Origin of the sequence: Bacillus sp. DE0042, from assembly GCF_007680225.1 — a bacterium.
GTDB classification, from domain to species: domain Bacteria; phylum Bacillota; class Bacilli; order Bacillales; family Bacillaceae_G; genus Bacillus_A; species Bacillus_A wiedmannii.
In genome coordinates, this window is sequence record NZ_VEJP01000007.1 from 307705 (window position 1) to 324053 (window position 16349).

The window sequence follows — 16349 nt, forward strand, 5'->3', positions numbered from 1 at the left end:
ACTATGGAAGAAGTATTACACATAAAAAACGTCTCAAAAGTGTATGAAGGAAAAGTCCCTCATACTGCTTTAAAAAATATAAATTTACATGTAGATAAAGGAGAATTTGTCGCTATCATGGGACCATCTGGTAGTGGTAAATCTACATTTTTAAACGTTATCTCTACAATTGATTCACCTACTTCTGGTGATGTCGTTATTAACGGAAAAAAACCGCACACATTTCGTAGAGAGAAGTTAGCTATTTTCCGCCGACAAGAGTTAGGATTTGTTTTCCAAAACTTTAACCTACTAGATACACTAACAATCGGTGAAAATATCGTACTACCTTTAACATTAGATAATGTTCCATTAAAAGAAATGGACGAAAAGCTTGATAACATTTCAAAAAAGCTTGGCATTGATCATATTTTAGACAAACGTATTTTTGAAGTTTCTGGGGGCCAAGCACAGCGTACCGCAGTAGCACGTGCTGTTATTCATCATCCGTCACTTCTACTTGCCGATGAACCAACAGGAAACTTAGATTCGAAAGCAGCGATCGATGTAATGGAGTTATTTACGAAGTTAAATAAAGAAGAAGATGCAACAATTTTAATGGTTACGCACGATCCATTTGCAGCAAGTTATTGTAACCGCGTCATTTTCATTAAAGATGGTGAGCTTTACAACGAACTACACCGCGGACTATATCGCGAGAAATTTTATCAAGAAATATTAGATGTTTTAGCATTATTAGGAGGGAGACGTGGATGACATTTTGGCAATTCGCATTTAAAAATGTCTCGCGTAATTCGAAAGCATATTTCGCCTACTTTGTAAGTAGTGCGTTTTCTATCATGGTTTTCTTTTCATTTACTGTATACGCGTATCACCCGCGGTTACAGAGTGTACAAAGCTTTCAAGAACGTGATCCTCTAATGAACTTAGCTAGTACGGCACAGCTTGTGATTGTTATGTTCTCGTTCTTCTTTCTCTTATATTCAATTGGAACATTTTTAAATGTACGGAAGCAGCAATTCGGGATACTCACAATTCTCGGTATCTCACAGAGACAATTAAAAAGACTGTTATTTACTGAAAACATGATGATCGGGATATTGTCCATCTTTATCGGTATACAAGGTGGCCTCGTGTTTTCTAACTTTTTCTTATTAGTCACTTCGAAATTAACAAGTGCGAAAGGCCTTTATTTATATTGGCCAACAGAGGCGATTATCGTTACAACCGTAACGTTTATCATTTTATTTTTAATCGTTTCTACGTTTACACCAATGTTTATTCGTACTCGAAAAACAGCCCACCTCATTAAAGGGAACAAGAAAATGCCAGCTGAAAAAAGACCATCTATACTCATCTCTTTATTCGCTTTAATTTGTTTAGGGCTATGCTATTATATCGCTGGTTATCCGCGAGGCTACGTAACGGAAAAAAATGTGCAAAATGGATCTGTCTTTTTTATTATGTTATCTATTTTACCACTCGTAGTAGTCGGGACATATTTATTCTTTTCACAAACATTTCTTCTTTTTATCTATATTTTAAAGAAGCGTAGAAAGTTTTATTTGAAACAAATAAATATGTTATGGATTTCGGACTTAGTTGCTCGTACCCGTAGTAATATTAACGTACTCTTTATCGTTTCTATGCTATCTGCACTTGCATTTACAATTATTATTGGGTTATTCGCCGCTAATAACAATACGAAGGCATCAGTACTAGAGCGATATCCCGTCCCCTTCACTTATACATCAGAAGGTGAAAATTCCCTTGAGCAAAAGCATATTTCTACAATTGAAACGGAGCTTACAACTAGTAATTTTCAGTACAACAAATATAAGTTTACAGTCTTAAAAGATACAGCTTCAAAAGAAGATATTATGCTTATGAAGATGAGCGATTATAACGCAATCGCTCAACAATTGAAAAGACCGGAAATAACAATCGATTCTACAGAAGTGTATATTATTTCTCGCCACTCACCAGAACTTCTCGATCTCGTATCTAATCCATTTGCAAAGCAAAATACGATTACACTCGGATCTAATAAAAAAGAATTTCATATTAAAGGGTTTATTAATAAGGGAATAGAACCATCCTTTGCATTCCCACATTTAGCTGTCGTACAAGATTATGTATTTGATAATATGATTCCTCATATTGAAACAACCGTAATCTATAACTACTTCGTAGAAAACTGGGAAAATGCAATAGTTCCAACCAGAAATATGTTACGCGTTATTAGTGGTGATGCACGTGCGTTCTACGAAAAGCATACAGAAGAGAACGCTCAAGTTCCTTTCTTCATACATACGGCTACGGATGAACTCATTTACGGTAAAGGAAATGCAGTTGCTCAATTCTTTATTTGGGCATTTCTTGGTTTTATCTTCTTTATCGGTGCGGCTAGTGTCTTATATTTCCGTATGTATAATGACTTAACAACTGAAAAACAAAAGTATATTACGATTACAAAGCTTGGCTTAACTGAATTAGAAATGTTTCGCTCTGCAACCATTCAATTAGGAATTTTATTTTTTGTTCCGTATATCGTTGCTGGTGTTCACACGTTATTTGCGGTTAAGTTTTTACAAAGCATGTTTTCTTTCTCCTTACTAAAAGAGACATGTATCGTACTCACCTTTTTCGGGATTATCGAGATTATTTTCTTCTTCTTAATCCGTTCTCTGTATATTAATAAATTATCACAGCATATAAAAATATGAATAAAATGGCCTTGTGCGTATTGCACAAGGCCATTTTCAATAGTTTTTAAAAAATTAGCAGCAATATCCACCATAGCCGCCTGCGTAACCGCCATAACCACCATAGCCACAACCGCCGCCTCCGCCGAAGCAGCTAGCACCGATGATAATTAATAAAATAAACAATACGATTAGAAGCGCAAAACCGCCTCCGCATCCACGTCTACGGTCGCAATCATCATGTCTGTGTTCACACTTTTCGCTCATTACCCTATTCCTCCTTTAGTATCATTCATAACAAGTTCCTCTTGTTCTAAATGAGGGGATTCCATTTATAGTATGTTTTCAGGGCGAATAGGAAGCTTGGCTCACCTAAAAAAGGGCTTGTTTTCGGAAATGGGCTTCATCAAAAAAAAAGATACCAATTAAGGTATCTTCTAAATAAACATATTCAATAAAAGTGCAAAACCAAATGCGATAAATGATAACAATGTCTCCAGTACCGTCCATGTCTTAAATGTTTCCTTCACCGTTAATCCTAAATACTCTTTTACAAGCCAGAAACCTGCATCATTTACGTGAGAAAACATTAATGATCCTGCACCCGTTGCAATAACGAGTAATTCTAAATTCACTCCAGACATGTGCTGAATAACTGGTGAAACAATTCCAGCTGCTGTCGTTAATGCTACTGTCGCTGAACCTGTTGCAATTCGAATTAATCCAGCTACCATGAACGCTAATACAATTGGTGATAACGATATATGTTCTGCCATTTGTGCAATCGCCGTTCCAACGCCGCTTTCAATTAATATTTGTTTAAATCCACCACCTGCACCGATAATTAAAATAATGGAACCGACCGGTAATAAACTTTCATCCGTTAATTTTTTAATGACCTTTTTATTAATTCCTTGTCTTATTCCAAGTAAATAGAATGCTGCGAAACATGAAATAAGTAAAGCAATTACTGGACTTCCTATAAAAACAAAAAATTCAGTTATTTTTTTCGGTAATGAAATATATGGTGCAACTACTGATAAAATCATTAATACAACCGGTAATAAAATAATAAAGAATGAAACTTTACGACTTGGTAAATCAGTTGATACTGTCGTAACTCGAACAAGCTCTGGTTCATTTTCAGGTATAACCCTTTTATGTACCCACTTTGCAAATATAGGTCCTGCGATAATGGCTGTTGGTAACGCGATAATTAATGAATATAAAAGTACTTTTCCTAAGTTCGCGTTATAAATACCGATTGCTGTCATCGCCCCTGGATGTGGCGGTACGAGCCCATGCACAATAGATAATCCAGCAATAACAGGTACCGCAATTAATAATATATTTTGCTTCGTCGTTTTTCGAATGGAAATAACAAGTGGTAATAAAATGACAATCCCCACTTCAAAAAATACCGGAATCCCTATAACAAATCCTGCAAATAACATAGCCCAAGGTAGTTTCTTCACACCGAAAAATCGAATAAAGAAATCTGCCACTTGCATGCCGGCCCCTGAATCGGACATCATTTTTCCTAAAATTGTTCCGAGAGCTAAAATACCAACTAAATGCCCTAGTACACTACCAACACCAGTTTCATAGGCAGTCACTATTTTCGTTAAATTCAGTCCAGACATGATGGCTAAAAATAAACTCGCAACTGTTAAACTAATAAATGCATGCCATTTCCACCATGATACCCCTAAAATAACAATCGCGATTGCAAGTAACGTGACGATTAATAAGTATATATCCATCTCTCATTCCCCTTACTTTTCCCCCGTATTTGTGGACAGTAAACACCTAATTGGTGCGGGATGAACCCAATTAAAGTTTCACTTTATAAAAAAAGAGGGCGAATACCCTCTTTTTATACGTCATAATTCACTACATAATGCTGCATTTCTGTGTTGTAGTAGCCTTCGCTATATTCAATTACTTCGCCAACTTCATCGTAAGAATAACGCATACGTTTTAATAGCGCTGTCCCCTCTTTTTCACCTAACGCTTCTGCAACGAAACTAGGCGCGAGTCCAACTGCGAATTCATCTCTGAAGTTTTCTAAATGTATACCTCGGTCTTCAACTAAATCATAAAGCGATTGTAAATCAAAGTCCGATAAATCTGTACTTGCCATGTGTGCTGAGAAATAGTGCGTATAATGAATGTACGGTGCATCATTTAACGTATATAAACGTTCGATACGAAAACTCTCCTTACCGAATAATCGAAATGGCACTGTTCCTTCTTCATTATGAACGACTTCTGCTTTTAGTAATTTCTTTTGTACTTTATATCCTTCTTCCACTAACACTTCTGTAAATTTCTTTCCCTTTGACAACTTTGTCGCAGAAGTATTACGGATGACTTTCGTTCCTTTACCGCTTTTCTTTTCCAAATATCCTTCTTGAGCAAGTTCTTTAATCGCATTACGCACTGTAATTTTACTCACTTTGAACTCTTCTTCTAACTGCGGTTCGGAAGGAATATTCGTATGAATCGCATATACACCATGCAATATTCGATCACGAATAATATTTTTTATTTGTAAATATAATGGTCCTTTTTTCCTCGTTACGTTCACCGTTACACCCACTACCTTTCTACATCACCTACTGATGCCGTCATTGCCCGAAGTATATCCTTCTCTGATGACATTGGCGTATCACCGACGATTGTATGTGCAAGCATTCCAGCTGCTGACGCAAATGAAACAGCTTTCTCTGGTGCAAACTCTTCTATCTCGCCATGAATAATCCCGCTCGTATAAGCATCTCCAGCACCTATTCTATCATATACAGAAAACGTAAGTGTTTTTGCAAAAGTGAACGCACCATCTTTACATATAAACCCGCGAAGCGAGTGTGTATTATCGCTATTAATAGAGCGATGTGTACCAGCAATTGTAGCAATATGATATGTTTCAGCCACTTTCGGAATAAGATCAACAAGTTGCGCCTCTCGCTCAGTCTCTTCTGTTTTCATTCCAAGAACGAACATTGCATCTTTTTCATTCATCATAACGATATCAGCAAGAGCCAGCATTTCTTCATAATGCGGTTTCGCCTGCTCATATCCATCCTCTCCCCAAAGAGATGGACGATAATTGCAATCAAAAACGACAGTGCCTCCGTTTTCTTTAACTGCTTTCGCCAAAGATTTCATATGATGGCGCACCGTATCATTCATCGCAAGTGTAATTCCACAAAAATGAACGATATCAATTCCCTTGGAAATTTCTTCAAATTGATACATCTCTTTATATGCCGTATTAAAGCTACTTTCTAGGCGATTTGAATATGTAACGCGGCTTGCACGTGCTCCAAATCCATTTTCTAAAAAGTACATGCCGACATATTTACCACCTCTTGAAATAAACGGTGCCTGAATCCCTAACTTTTGAATGTGCGATATCGCAGCATCTCCAACCGAGTTTTCCGGTAAAGTTGAAATAAGAAAACCTTCATGCCCGAGATGAGAAATCGCCGCTGCAACGTTCACACCTGTACCAGAAAATGAGTAATTTAATGTGTTAGCTTGTGACAACAATTCATATCCTGGTACTTGCAGGCGCATCATTACTTCGCCAAATGCTGCAATTTTCTTACGCATATTGATCAACTAGCTTCTTCACTACCGCTAATAACTCACGAACATCTTCTGTTTTCGTATTACCAGTTTCTTTATCAATAATAGAAGAGTACACGTGCGGGATAACTTGCTCTACATTTGCCTCTAATGCGATACGTACAATTGTTTCAAAGTTTTCTTTATCAATTCCGCCTGTTGGCTCTAATGCAAAGCCTTCTTCCGCACATGCTTTCGCAACTGCGCGATATTCTTCTTCATGCGCTAATCCTTTCATTGGGAAGTATTTCAATGAATTTCCGCCCATATCACGTACAAGTGCGATTGCTGTTTTAATTGGAACGATTGCTTTTTCTTCTCCAGCTGCACTAATTGGACCAGTAGAAATGTTTACGTACCCTACTTTTCCTGTTGGTGATACTAAACTATTAATCCAGCTATCTTTTCCGCCAAGATTTGCACGTGTCGCTCCAACTGAAGGGAACACTTGGTTAATATGGCTACCAGGATAATGCTTCGCAATTTCAGCTACAACTGCCGCTTGGCGATTATCCCCTGCTCCTAGTCCGATTGATACAGCGTCATCAATTTCTTTTCCGTATGCTTTCATTGCAGTTACTGCTTCTTCTACTGTTGGATAGTCTTTTGATAACACTCCCACTACTACATAACCTTCTGCCGCTTCAAAAATGTCTTTTGCATTTTCGATATTGTTTGCTAATACATTTAATGCTACACGGCCTTTATAAAAACGTTTTTGAATGTTTGTCATTTTAGTTTCCCCCTACGATTTCTCTCATTTTTTCTTCAATTACATGTATGTCATCACCTTGAAGTGGACGTGGGTCAATGTCAAAGAATCCTTGTCTTACTCCATAATCACGTGTGTAAATTGCGATTTCCCCTTCGCGTAATGCTGTTACAACGTCTTTTGCTGATTTATTTAACTCTTTCTCGTTAATATGAATACGCGCTCTAAAGATTGCTCTTCCTGCTTCATCTTGAACGATCGTTACATTTACACCATTTAATTCTTTTAGCGGCATAAGTACTTGTAATAACTCTTTTTCTTGCTCACTCTTATCTTCTTTTACTCCGTACTCATCAAGCGCTTGAAGTAAGCCGAAAGTTGTTTCTTTCCCAACTTTCATACTTCTACCACTGCAATGTAATTGTACTTTCAGCCACTCGATATATTTTCGTTTACCGCCGACAATACCAGAAGTAGGTCCTTCAATTGCCTTTGAACCGCTATAAATGGCAAGGTCTGAATACTTTACATACTTTTGAATATCCTCTTCAGCTGCCGCATCGACGATAAGTGGTACTTTATTTCGCTGCGCAACTTCCCATGCTTCTTCAACAGAAATCATATTTTTTTGCACGGCATGATGGGATTTCACATATAGAATCGCTGCTGTATTTTCACCAATCGCATCTTCAATATGCTCTGCTTTCCCTTCATTTGCGTAACCCACTTCAACAAGCTTACCGCCGCCTAAATAAATCATCGTTTCAACAGGAGCACCATATTGAACGTTATGACCTTTTAACATAATCACTTCGTTTTTCGCGATGACCTCTTGATGAAGTCTTTCACTTTTACGGCGATTTCCTTCTGTAACGATACCAGCGATAGAAAGCGCAATTCCGCTCGATGCTGAATTCACAACGACTGCTGCCTCTGAATCTAGAATTCTCGCAATATGATCTCCTGCTTTATCTACTAAATCTGCAATTTCCACATAATTTTGTCCACCATGTTTCATCGCATCCATAACTGTATTTGTAGGAGCGGATACACCTAAAATACTCATTCTACCGCTCGCATTAATTACTCTTTTTAATCCATACTTAGCATTCAATGAATGACCCATTGATTACAACCCCTTTCGTATCAATTCTTCTTTCAGCAATGCGCTGTTCCCCTTCTGAATCAATTAACGTAATCGGTTCATCTTTCACCGTAAATAAAGTTAAGTTTGCAATATCGCCTTCTTGAATACGGCCAAGCTCTGGTTTCTTCAGCCACTCTACCGCATGTTTCGTCACCGCATCAATTACTTCTTCTAGCGGATACCCTAAGTAAAGGAATTTCGAAAGAACGTGAGCCATACTATACACTGGACCGTGTATACGATTCTTCCGGTAAATGTCTGTACTAATTGTATTAAAGGCAATACCGTGACGCTTCGCCGCTTCTGCTACTTTAAAAGAAAAACTAGCATTACCGTGACCAACATCTAAATGAACACCGCGCTTCACTGCATCTATTAATACAGGTAGCGGTTTGCCTTCTTCATCAAATAAATTATTTTCTTTCCCGTTTAAGTAATGTGTAATCACATCATCTTTTTCTAAAAGAGGTACAACTTCCTCAATGCGAGGAGGCGCTGAACCGATATGTACCATAATCGGTAATGATGTTTCACGAGATAAAGAGCGTGCAACATGAAGCGGTTCAATTCCGCTATCACAAACGACACTTTTACTCATTCTCGCCTTTAACCCAACGATTACATCTTTATACTTTTCTACTGCTTCTATTACTTTCTCTTTATCTATCCATTCCATATTGGATAATTCATCAATTCGTTTCAAACCGATGCGAGAAATATTTAAAAAGGCAAATAAATTCGTTTTCGCCTGCTCTCTACTTTGTACTAAATCTGCAATACGATCAGCTCCGCAGCTACCCGCATCAACAATTGTCGTTACCCCTTGCTTAACGCCAATTTTATCTACCTCATCGCCATACGGATCAAACTCTGGAAAAGCATGAACGTGTAAATCAATCCAGCCACTCGATACGTAAGTACCAGAGTAATCAAGAACCGTTCCACCTTCACCAACACCAGCTTTCGTCACCTGTGCGATTTTATTATTTTCAATTACAATGTCAATCTCTTCCCCGTTCACACGTTTCACATTACGTAGTACGAATCGTTCTGTCATTGTATTTCCACCCTTTTCTATAAGAAGCCATAAGAATACGCTTACATTAAAGTTTCATTTTTTACGTCTCTTTCACACGTTTAGCGTAACACACAAAAAAGAAGAAGTAAATATAACGTTATAATGTTTGATTTTATATTAAAAATGAGAGTTTCCATTACATATTCGGACAACCTATAAGCAGGAGGGATATTCATGGGATTTCGAATTTTATTATTTATAATTTTAATCACTTTGTCTATATCAACAACGGTTAGCGCAGCCCCTCCATCACTCACGGCTGCATTTATCCGGGACCATCAGCTATGGATAAAGACAGGAAATCAAGAAATACAAATCACAAAAAATCGATATGTGTATTCTCCAAAATGGTCTTATGACGGTAGGTTTATTGGCTATATTGATAGTGTTGAAGCGGGTAAAGAATCTAACTTATTCATTTATGATACGGAAGATAAAATAAACTATCAGCCTTATGTAAGAGTCGTAACATCTGACTTTAAGTGGTCACCAAACAAAAATCAATTGGCTTACACTGATCAAGGTTTATTAAACGTTACAAAAATTAAAAACGGTCGCCCACAAGATTTTGAAAATGTATCACTTGGGGTTAGTGATTTCGAATGGTTCCCGAACGGAAAGGAATTTATCGTCTCCTCACAATCCTGCTTGCGTCCGACCGGATGGGGCAAGATTCCACTTTATAAAATACCAGTCGATGCAAATCTTGCTAAAGATAAAATAAAGCCTTTTTATACGATTCAAACAAATGAAACTGATTTATTTGCGATTAACACTAACTATTTCAAGTGGAGTTCTGATGGAAAGTGGCTTAGTTTTTTGGCTAGTCCTACTGCCTCCTTAGCAATGGATAGCAATACATTATGTGTTATCTCATCAAAAGGGAAACACTTTCGAACGATTGGTAACATGCTATGGTTCAAAGACTGGATGAAGTGGGCTCCATCAGCCAATCAACTGGCCTATATTTCAGGAGAAGGAAGATTTTTTGTAGAAAATAAAAAATTTACAGTTGCAGACATGGTAATAGCAAAACAACAAAAGGTCTACACACCTGTCGGTTATGTAGACCTTGATTTAGAATGGTTTTCACCAAACAAAGTGGTTGTGGCTCGTGCAAAAGAAAATAAGGCATGGAAAGAAGGCCTTGTTCCGACGATGTTTACAACACTTTATATGATTAATATAAAAACAGAAGAACAGAAACAAATCTCGTTCCCAAAACAGAATGAACGTGATGAAGACCCTCAAGTTATTCGCCCTTATCTTACTTGGCTTCGCAAGAAAACAAATGAATATAAAGGCGATGTCTGGGTGAAGGATAGCTTACATAGTCAGGAGTATATATGGCTGAAGAATGTTGATGAGGCTCCGACTTTTTTTACTCTGACTAAACTTCATTGAAAATATGTTAATTACAATCCTAGTCATATAAAAATTTGTACCTGTTCCTCTATTTTGATTCTCCCGCATGGGAGAATCAAAATGATCTATTCCTGAACCGTCACAATAACCCCATCCATATTGTTGCCCGAAATTTCATACTGCTTATCCGCTGGAACATTCACTTTCCTATTCCCGGACACTTTATAATAAGAAACCGTATATTTCTTACCTTCCACATCGGTTGTGATTTCTTTTTTCTCTTTTAAGAAGTCCAAATATTCCTCTAATGTAATTTTCTCTTTTTGCATAATGGCACTATGAGGTAAGCCGACGTAACGTATATGCCACGGCTCATATTGAATGCCTGTAATATGACTTTTATTTTTCGGATAACGTAAAACAAATCCGTGTTTCCACACGTTCTCTTCAATCCATTTTCCTTCAGGCGCTTTCTCCATTTTCTTTTGCGTAGATCCAACATCCAGTGATAATCCTAAATTATGTTCACTATATCCTGCTGGAAGTGCATAATCAGAGCCCATTTTTTCATATAACTTTTCTTGCTCATTAAAATCTCGATATCCGCTATTCATTAAAAAATGCTGTACGCCATCTTTCCCAGCTGCATCGACAACGTTCAAAAACTTGCTCACAACATCCTTTGATAAACGAAGATTTCTATCAAATATCACATAGCCTCTTACTAATTCACTATTGTGATTTACATTTATAATATCGGATCTAATACTATCTTTTTTAACGGGGTAATCTTTATTAACTAATAATAGATTACCTTTATAAACTTGTTCTTTTGTAACCTCTACCTTTTCAATATTCGCCGATTTTACCTTATTATCTTTTCCCGCAATTTTAACATCGATCTCCTTTTGAAATAACGGTGATATATAAAAGCCTACACAGACTGTACATAATATAAAAAGAGAAATAAATACCCACTTTTTCATTTCTAGTTCCTCCTTAACGTGACTTACGTATAGAATAGAAAAAACTATTAAAATAAAAAGTGGGGTAAAGTTTAAATTTTTATTAAATTGCTTAGCTTTCTTCTTTTGGTAATCTTACTTCAAATATCGTTCTAATTACATTACTTTCAGCAGAAATCTTCCCATCATGCTGTTCAACAATATTTTTCGCGATAAATAAACCAAGGCCTGTACTACCTTGTTGCTCTGACCTTGCTTTATCACCTGTATAAAACATATCAAAAAGATACGGTAAATCTTCTTCCGGAATGCTATCTCCGTAATTAATAATTTGTACGACTACCTCTTCACTCTCAATATATGCGTTCACATCGACAAACTTTCCATCATACCCGTAACGAATCGCGTTCGTTAAAAGATTTTCAAATACCCTCGCTAATAATTTTCCATCACCGCTAATAGGTAAATAAGAATCCATGTTCAATCTCGCTTCTAAACCCTTTTTCTCTAATAACGGATACAATTCTTCCTCTAACTGTATAAGCAATTCACTTATATCAATTGGTCTTTTGTCCAGCTGCAACATCCCATAATTCATTCTCGTAATTTCAAATAATTCATCAATTAAACTTTCCAGCCTTTCGGATTTCGTAAAAGCGATTGTGGAAAAATGTTTAATTTGTTCTTTCGTCAAATTTTCATCTTTAAGAATTAAATCTAAATAACCTAAAACAGATGTTAACGGCGTTCTTAAATCGTGAGCTAAGTTAACAATAAGCTGGTCTTTACTACTTTCCGCAAAGTCTCCTCGTTCCACTGCTTCCTTTAATTTTTCACTCGCTACATTTATTTCACGTGCGATATATCCAAACTCATCATTTGATGAAACGTGCACTTCATTTGTAAAATCTCCGTTCGCCAAATGGTGAATCCCATTTGAAATCTCATCAAAATATTTTACATAAGGCCTAGTAAGGAAGAAGAAAAACATAATAGACAGAGGGATAAAAATAATTAAAAAGAAATTAACATCCCCAATTTGTCTTACCATTGAACGGAATTGGGCTAATGGATCTTCAAAACGAACGACTAATTTATAGTAGATCCGTAAGCCTTCATAAATGATATACGTTACCCCACCAGCTAATATCATACTTAACGCAAATAGCATAACCATCTTCGAGCGAAAGCTTCTCATCTTTTTAGCCATTGAAAGTATACCCTACTCCCCACACTGTTTTTATTAACTTATTCTTTCTTTTATCTTCTCCAAGTTTTTTCCGCAGTGTACGAATATGTACCATAACTGTATTTCCACTTTCATAATAACCTTCAGCCCATACTTGCTGAAAAATATTTTCCACATTGTACACTTTCTTCGGATGGCTCGCTAATAAATATAAAATATCAAACTCTTTCGGTGTTAATTCAACTTGTTCTCCGTACACATTTACTGTTCTTCGCTCAGGATCAATAACAACTCCGCCTACCTCTAAAGCAGATTTATTCTCCGCTACTTTCGGCTGATTTAACGTAAGAAATCGGCGTAATTGTGCATTTACACGTGCAACTAATTCAATCGGTGTAAAAGGTTTCGTCATATAATCATCTGCACCTAATACTAAACCTGTCACCTTATCAAAATCAGACGTTTTCGCACTTAAGAAAATGATTGGCATATGATGCTTCGCGCGAATTTGGCGCGTCACTTCATAACCATCCATTTTTGGCATCATAATATCTAAAACCACTAAGTCGATTGGCTGCGTTTTAATAACATGAATTGCCTCTTCTCCATCAGCTGCCTTCACGACGTGGTAACCTTCTTTTTCTAAATGTATCTCAATTAAATCAGCAATTTCTGCCTCATCATCCGCTATTAAAATTGAAATGTTCTTCATTTTACTCCCCCTGTTTCTCGTTCCCTTTTTATACGATCGATTGTAAACTAGTCTATCCAATTTGTACAATACGAAAAGGTTACTCGCGGGAGTAACCTTAATAAATAAAATTATATCAGCGATTATTGAAATATATCGACTTACCGACCATTAACAACAAAATCCTACCGTTATTTGCGGGCATCCTGATTAAATTCACCGCTCCAAAACTATCCGCTGCTTCGTGATTTGCGCCAGCCTTCCTCGATTTACTTCATACTCAGTGTCAACACTTTGCGGTACAATCACCTTTCCGCCCTCAAGCATCACTTCCGGCGAAATAATATCCTTCTCCCAATGTCGGCTAGAGGCAGATATATCACCTGGAATCGTAAAATTCGGCAATGAAGCAAGCGCAACATTTTGTGCTCGTGAAATCCCCATCTCTACCATACCACCGCACCAAACTGGTATGGTATGCTCCATGCAGTAATCATGAATTTGAATGGATTCTGTTAATCCACCCACTCGCCCTGGTTTAATATTAACGATGCGGCAACTACCAAGCGTAATCGCAACGCGCGTGTCTTCTAAACTATGGATGCTTTCGTCTAAACAAATTGGCGTTTCTATTTTCTTTTGCAGCTCTGCATGATCAAGAAAATCGTAGTCCGCTAGCGGTTGTTCAATCATCATCAATTGAAAATCATCTAGTCGTTTCAGCTTCTCCGTATCCGCTAATGTATAAGCTGAATTTGCATCAGCCATTAACGGGATATGCGGGAATTCTTTACGAATTTCTTTCAATAATTCGTAATCATGCTCTGGCTTTATTTTCACTTTAAAACGCTCGTATCCTTCCTCTACATACTTCTCGATTTGTTTTAACATAACCGGAATTGTATTGATACCAATCACAACGCCTACTTCAATTTCAGTCCTAGTTCCGCCAAGTAATGTCGCTAATGACTTCTTTTGACGCTTTGCATATAAATCCCAAACAGCCCCTTCAATTCCGGCCTTTGCCATTCTGTTTCTCTTTATATGCTGGAACAAACCAGGTATTTCATTCGGATGAGAAATTTCAGCTTTCAATAAATCAGGTAATAAAAAATCTTGAAGTACATGTAGCGCTGTCTTTACTGTTTCTTCTGTATACCACGGCTCAGAGAATGCAACGACTTCACCAAATCCAATGTATCCGTCCGTATCTTCTAATTCAATGACGATACTCTCACGCTTTTCGTAAGTCCCGTAGCTCGCAGCAAACGGGATTACGAGTGGCATTTCCGTTATATAAAGTGTAGCTTTTTTTATTTCCACTTACATCTCCTCCACTAATTGTCTTAACTCTCGTCTTAACAATTTTTTCGAAGCATTTCGTGGTAATTCCTCTAAGAAACACGCTTTCTTCGGCACTTTATATTTCGCTAATTTCTCCTCGCAAAAATGAAGGATTTCTTCTTCTGTTACCTCTCCACTTTTTACAACAAAAGCAGCTGGTACTTGTCCCCATTTATCGTCAGTCATACCGACAACACCTGCTTCCGCTACCATCGGATGAGAAAGCAACACTTCTTCAATTTGAGCCGGATATATATTCTCTCCGCCAGAAATGATTAAATCACTGCGGCGATCTAGTACGTATAAAAATCCTTCTTCGTCTAAATAACCGAGGTCACCAGTATGAAGCCAGCCGTTTTGAATCGTTTCGCGCGTCGCATCTTCACGGTTAAAATAACCGCCTGTTACGTTTGGTCCTTTTACTACGATCTCGCCTTCCGCAAATGGCGGCACTACTACGCCATCTTTTTCAATACGAAGTTGGCACTGAAATAGTGGTTTCCCGGCAGATCCTACTTTCGTTAACATGTAATCTGCGGATAACGTACAAATTTGCGACGACGTTTCTGTCATACCGTACGTTTGATACACAGGAATTCCTTTTTCTACACATGTTTCGAGTAACGGTTTCGGCGCTGGTCCCCCGCCAAGTAACATGCATCGTAAAGAAGATGGATATGTCTCTTCTCCAAGTCTCTCTAATAAATCAGTTAACATTTTTGAAACGACAGAAATAATCGTAACACCTCTCGTTTGAAGTGATTTATGAATAAAATCAGCATCGTATTTCGGAACGAGTAAAATGCGCATGCCGTACATAATATTTTTCATTAGAAGAGATAACCCGCCAACGTGGAACATTGGCATACAAGCTAACCAGCAATCATCATCACGAAGTCCTAAATTAAACGAAGAACCAACTGCGCTCGCCCAATGATTGCCGTACGTTAAAATAACGCCTTTCGGTTTCCCTGTCGTCCCAGACGTATAAATAATTGTCATCGCTTCTTCTAAAGAGAATTCTTCTTGTATAAATGCTTCCGCCTTTGGCCCATTCATCACTTCGGCGAACGAATATACAGGAACATCTTTAGCCTCGAAATCTTGATCCGTCACTAAGCATACAACTTCAGCATCATCCATTTGCCAAAGTAGCTCTTCTCTTGAAAGACGCGTATTTAAAAGCACAGCTACTGCACCTACGTAAGATAGGGCGTGAATAACTGTAATCATCTCCATACCATTTTTCATCAGAACAGCCACCTTTTGCCCACGCTTCACTCCTACATGCGTGAGGTGTTCACAAACAGATACTACTTTTTCATGCAGCTGCATAAAAGTAACTTTCTCTTCCTCAATTTCAATTGCAGTGCGATCTGGTGTTAAAAATGCACGTTGCTTTAACCAATTCGGCATCGTCGTCATCATTCATTCTCCTTTCATGAAAGAAAGAGACTTGATATGACATCAAGTCTCTTAGTTGTTTTGTTTCCGGTTTAATCTCATCTAGCTGCGCCTCC

Annotated in this window: 15 protein-coding genes; 3 read left to right on the forward strand and 12 right to left on the reverse strand. The window is 37.6% G+C overall.

What is annotated here, in order from left to right; all coding sequences use genetic code 11:
- Positions 1–3 precede the first annotated feature (3 nt).
- Both FS802_RS24265 and FS802_RS24270 read left to right on the forward strand, forming a co-directional pair.
- Positions 4–756, forward strand: a complete 753-nt coding sequence (locus FS802_RS24265; protein ID WP_000393250.1) for an ABC transporter ATP-binding protein — start codon at positions 4–6, stop codon at positions 754–756.
- Positions 753–2726 carry an FtsX-like permease family protein gene (locus FS802_RS24270; RefSeq protein WP_070169183.1) on the forward strand — a complete coding sequence of 658 codons (1974 nt, stop codon included), beginning with the start codon at positions 753–755 and terminating at the stop codon, positions 2724–2726. Before FS802_RS24265 ends, FS802_RS24270 begins: the two co-directional genes overlap by 4 nt.
- Before the next feature lie 54 nt (positions 2727–2780).
- Here the strand turns inward: FS802_RS24270 and FS802_RS24275 are convergent, their stop codons facing one another.
- From FS802_RS24275 to FS802_RS24305, 7 genes are all read right to left on the reverse strand, one after another.
- The gene (locus tag FS802_RS24275; protein ID WP_001290386.1) at positions 2781–2972 is read right to left on the reverse strand and encodes a YjcZ family sporulation protein; all 192 of its coding nucleotides are present in this window, start codon (positions 2970–2972) and stop codon (positions 2781–2783) included.
- Positions 2973–3142: 170 nt separating this feature from the next.
- The gene (gene gntP / locus FS802_RS24280) at positions 3143–4468 is read right to left on the reverse strand and encodes a gluconate permease GntP (protein ID WP_000356181.1); all 1326 of its coding nucleotides are present in this window, start codon (positions 4466–4468) and stop codon (positions 3143–3145) included.
- Positions 4469–4581: 113 nt separating this feature from the next.
- Positions 4582–5307, reverse strand: coding sequence for a GntR family transcriptional regulator (locus FS802_RS24285; protein WP_000539289.1), 726 nt, complete (start codon positions 5305–5307; stop codon positions 4582–4584).
- Entirely contained in the window at positions 5307–6323 is a 1017-nt protein-coding gene (locus tag FS802_RS24290) for a sugar kinase (protein WP_078182833.1), read from the reverse strand. The genes FS802_RS24285 and FS802_RS24290 overlap by 1 nt, the downstream gene beginning before the upstream one ends.
- Entirely contained in the window at positions 6316–7071 is a 756-nt protein-coding gene (gene dagF / locus FS802_RS24295; RefSeq protein WP_000181913.1) for a 2-dehydro-3-deoxy-phosphogluconate aldolase, read from the reverse strand. Before dagF ends, FS802_RS24290 begins: the two co-directional genes overlap by 8 nt.
- 1 nt (position 7072) lies before the next feature.
- Positions 7073–8176, reverse strand: a complete 1104-nt coding sequence (locus FS802_RS24300; protein ID WP_000510126.1) for a DgaE family pyridoxal phosphate-dependent ammonia lyase — start codon at positions 8174–8176, stop codon at positions 7073–7075.
- Complete coding sequence (locus FS802_RS24305; protein WP_078182834.1) at positions 8154–9254, reverse strand: amidohydrolase/deacetylase family metallohydrolase; 1101 nt, start codon at positions 9252–9254, stop codon at positions 8154–8156. The genes FS802_RS24300 and FS802_RS24305 overlap by 23 nt, the downstream gene beginning before the upstream one ends.
- 195 nt (positions 9255–9449) lie before the next feature.
- Between FS802_RS24305 and FS802_RS24310 the strand changes: the two genes are divergently transcribed.
- The gene (locus FS802_RS24310; RefSeq protein WP_144525520.1) at positions 9450–10679 is read left to right on the forward strand and encodes a translocation protein TolB; all 1230 of its coding nucleotides are present in this window, start codon (positions 9450–9452) and stop codon (positions 10677–10679) included.
- An 86-nt stretch (positions 10680–10765) separates the two neighbouring features.
- Here the strand turns inward: FS802_RS24310 and FS802_RS24315 are convergent, their stop codons facing one another.
- The 5 genes from FS802_RS24315 to FS802_RS24335 all read right to left on the reverse strand — a co-directional run bounded on the left by FS802_RS24315 (position 10766) and on the right by FS802_RS24335 (position 16254).
- Positions 10766–11626, reverse strand: a complete 861-nt coding sequence (locus tag FS802_RS24315) for a M15 family metallopeptidase (protein ID WP_098708246.1) — start codon at positions 11624–11626, stop codon at positions 10766–10768.
- A gap of 91 nt (positions 11627–11717) precedes the next feature.
- Positions 11718–12815: a HAMP domain-containing sensor histidine kinase gene (locus FS802_RS24320; protein ID WP_001085282.1), complete on the reverse strand. Its 1098-nt coding sequence runs from the start codon at positions 12813–12815 to the stop codon at positions 11718–11720.
- Positions 12808–13506: a response regulator transcription factor gene (locus FS802_RS24325; protein ID WP_000790344.1), complete on the reverse strand. Its 699-nt coding sequence runs from the start codon at positions 13504–13506 to the stop codon at positions 12808–12810. The genes FS802_RS24320 and FS802_RS24325 overlap by 8 nt, the downstream gene beginning before the upstream one ends.
- 195 nt (positions 13507–13701) lie before the next feature.
- The gene (menC, locus tag FS802_RS24330) at positions 13702–14808 is read right to left on the reverse strand and encodes an o-succinylbenzoate synthase (RefSeq protein ID WP_098654830.1); all 1107 of its coding nucleotides are present in this window, start codon (positions 14806–14808) and stop codon (positions 13702–13704) included.
- A complete protein-coding gene (locus tag FS802_RS24335) occupies positions 14809–16254 on the reverse strand; it encodes an o-succinylbenzoate--CoA ligase (protein ID WP_141546054.1) in 1446 nt (481 codons plus the stop codon).
- Between the last annotated feature and the right edge of the window lie 95 nt (positions 16255–16349).

Excerpts from the sequence above, each read along its gene's own strand:
- FS802_RS24275 (WP_001290386.1), bottom strand. The coding sequence starts at position 2,972 with ATGAGCGAAAAGTGTGAACACAGACATGATGATTGCGACCGTAGACGT.
- FS802_RS24270 (WP_070169183.1), top strand. The coding sequence starts at position 753 with ATGACATTTTGGCAATTCGCATTTAAAAATGTCTCGCGTAATTCGAAA.
- FS802_RS24290 (WP_078182833.1), bottom strand. The coding sequence starts at position 6,323 with ATGCGTAAGAAAATTGCAGCATTTGGCGAAGTAATGATGCGCCTGCAA.
- FS802_RS24325 (WP_000790344.1), bottom strand. The coding sequence starts at position 13,506 with ATGAAGAACATTTCAATTTTAATAGCGGATGATGAGGCAGAAATTGCT.
- FS802_RS24315 (WP_098708246.1), bottom strand. The coding sequence starts at position 11,626 with ATGAAAAAGTGGGTATTTATTTCTCTTTTTATATTATGTACAGTCTGT.
- FS802_RS24320 (WP_001085282.1), bottom strand. The coding sequence starts at position 12,815 with ATGGCTAAAAAGATGAGAAGCTTTCGCTCGAAGATGGTTATGCTATTT.
- FS802_RS24305 (WP_078182834.1), bottom strand. The coding sequence starts at position 9,254 with ATGACAGAACGATTCGTACTACGTAATGTGAAACGTGTGAACGGGGAA.
- FS802_RS24310 (WP_144525520.1), top strand. The coding sequence starts at position 9,450 with ATGGGATTTCGAATTTTATTATTTATAATTTTAATCACTTTGTCTATA.
- FS802_RS24335 (WP_141546054.1), bottom strand. The coding sequence starts at position 16,254 with ATGACGACGATGCCGAATTGGTTAAAGCAACGTGCATTTTTAACACCA.
- gntP (WP_000356181.1), bottom strand. The coding sequence starts at position 4,468 with ATGGATATATACTTATTAATCGTCACGTTACTTGCAATCGCGATTGTT.
- dagF (WP_000181913.1), bottom strand. The coding sequence starts at position 7,071 with ATGACAAACATTCAAAAACGTTTTTATAAAGGCCGTGTAGCATTAAAT.
- FS802_RS24265 (WP_000393250.1), top strand. The coding sequence starts at position 4 with ATGGAAGAAGTATTACACATAAAAAACGTCTCAAAAGTGTATGAAGGA.
- FS802_RS24300 (WP_000510126.1), bottom strand. The coding sequence starts at position 8,176 with ATGGGTCATTCATTGAATGCTAAGTATGGATTAAAAAGAGTAATTAAT.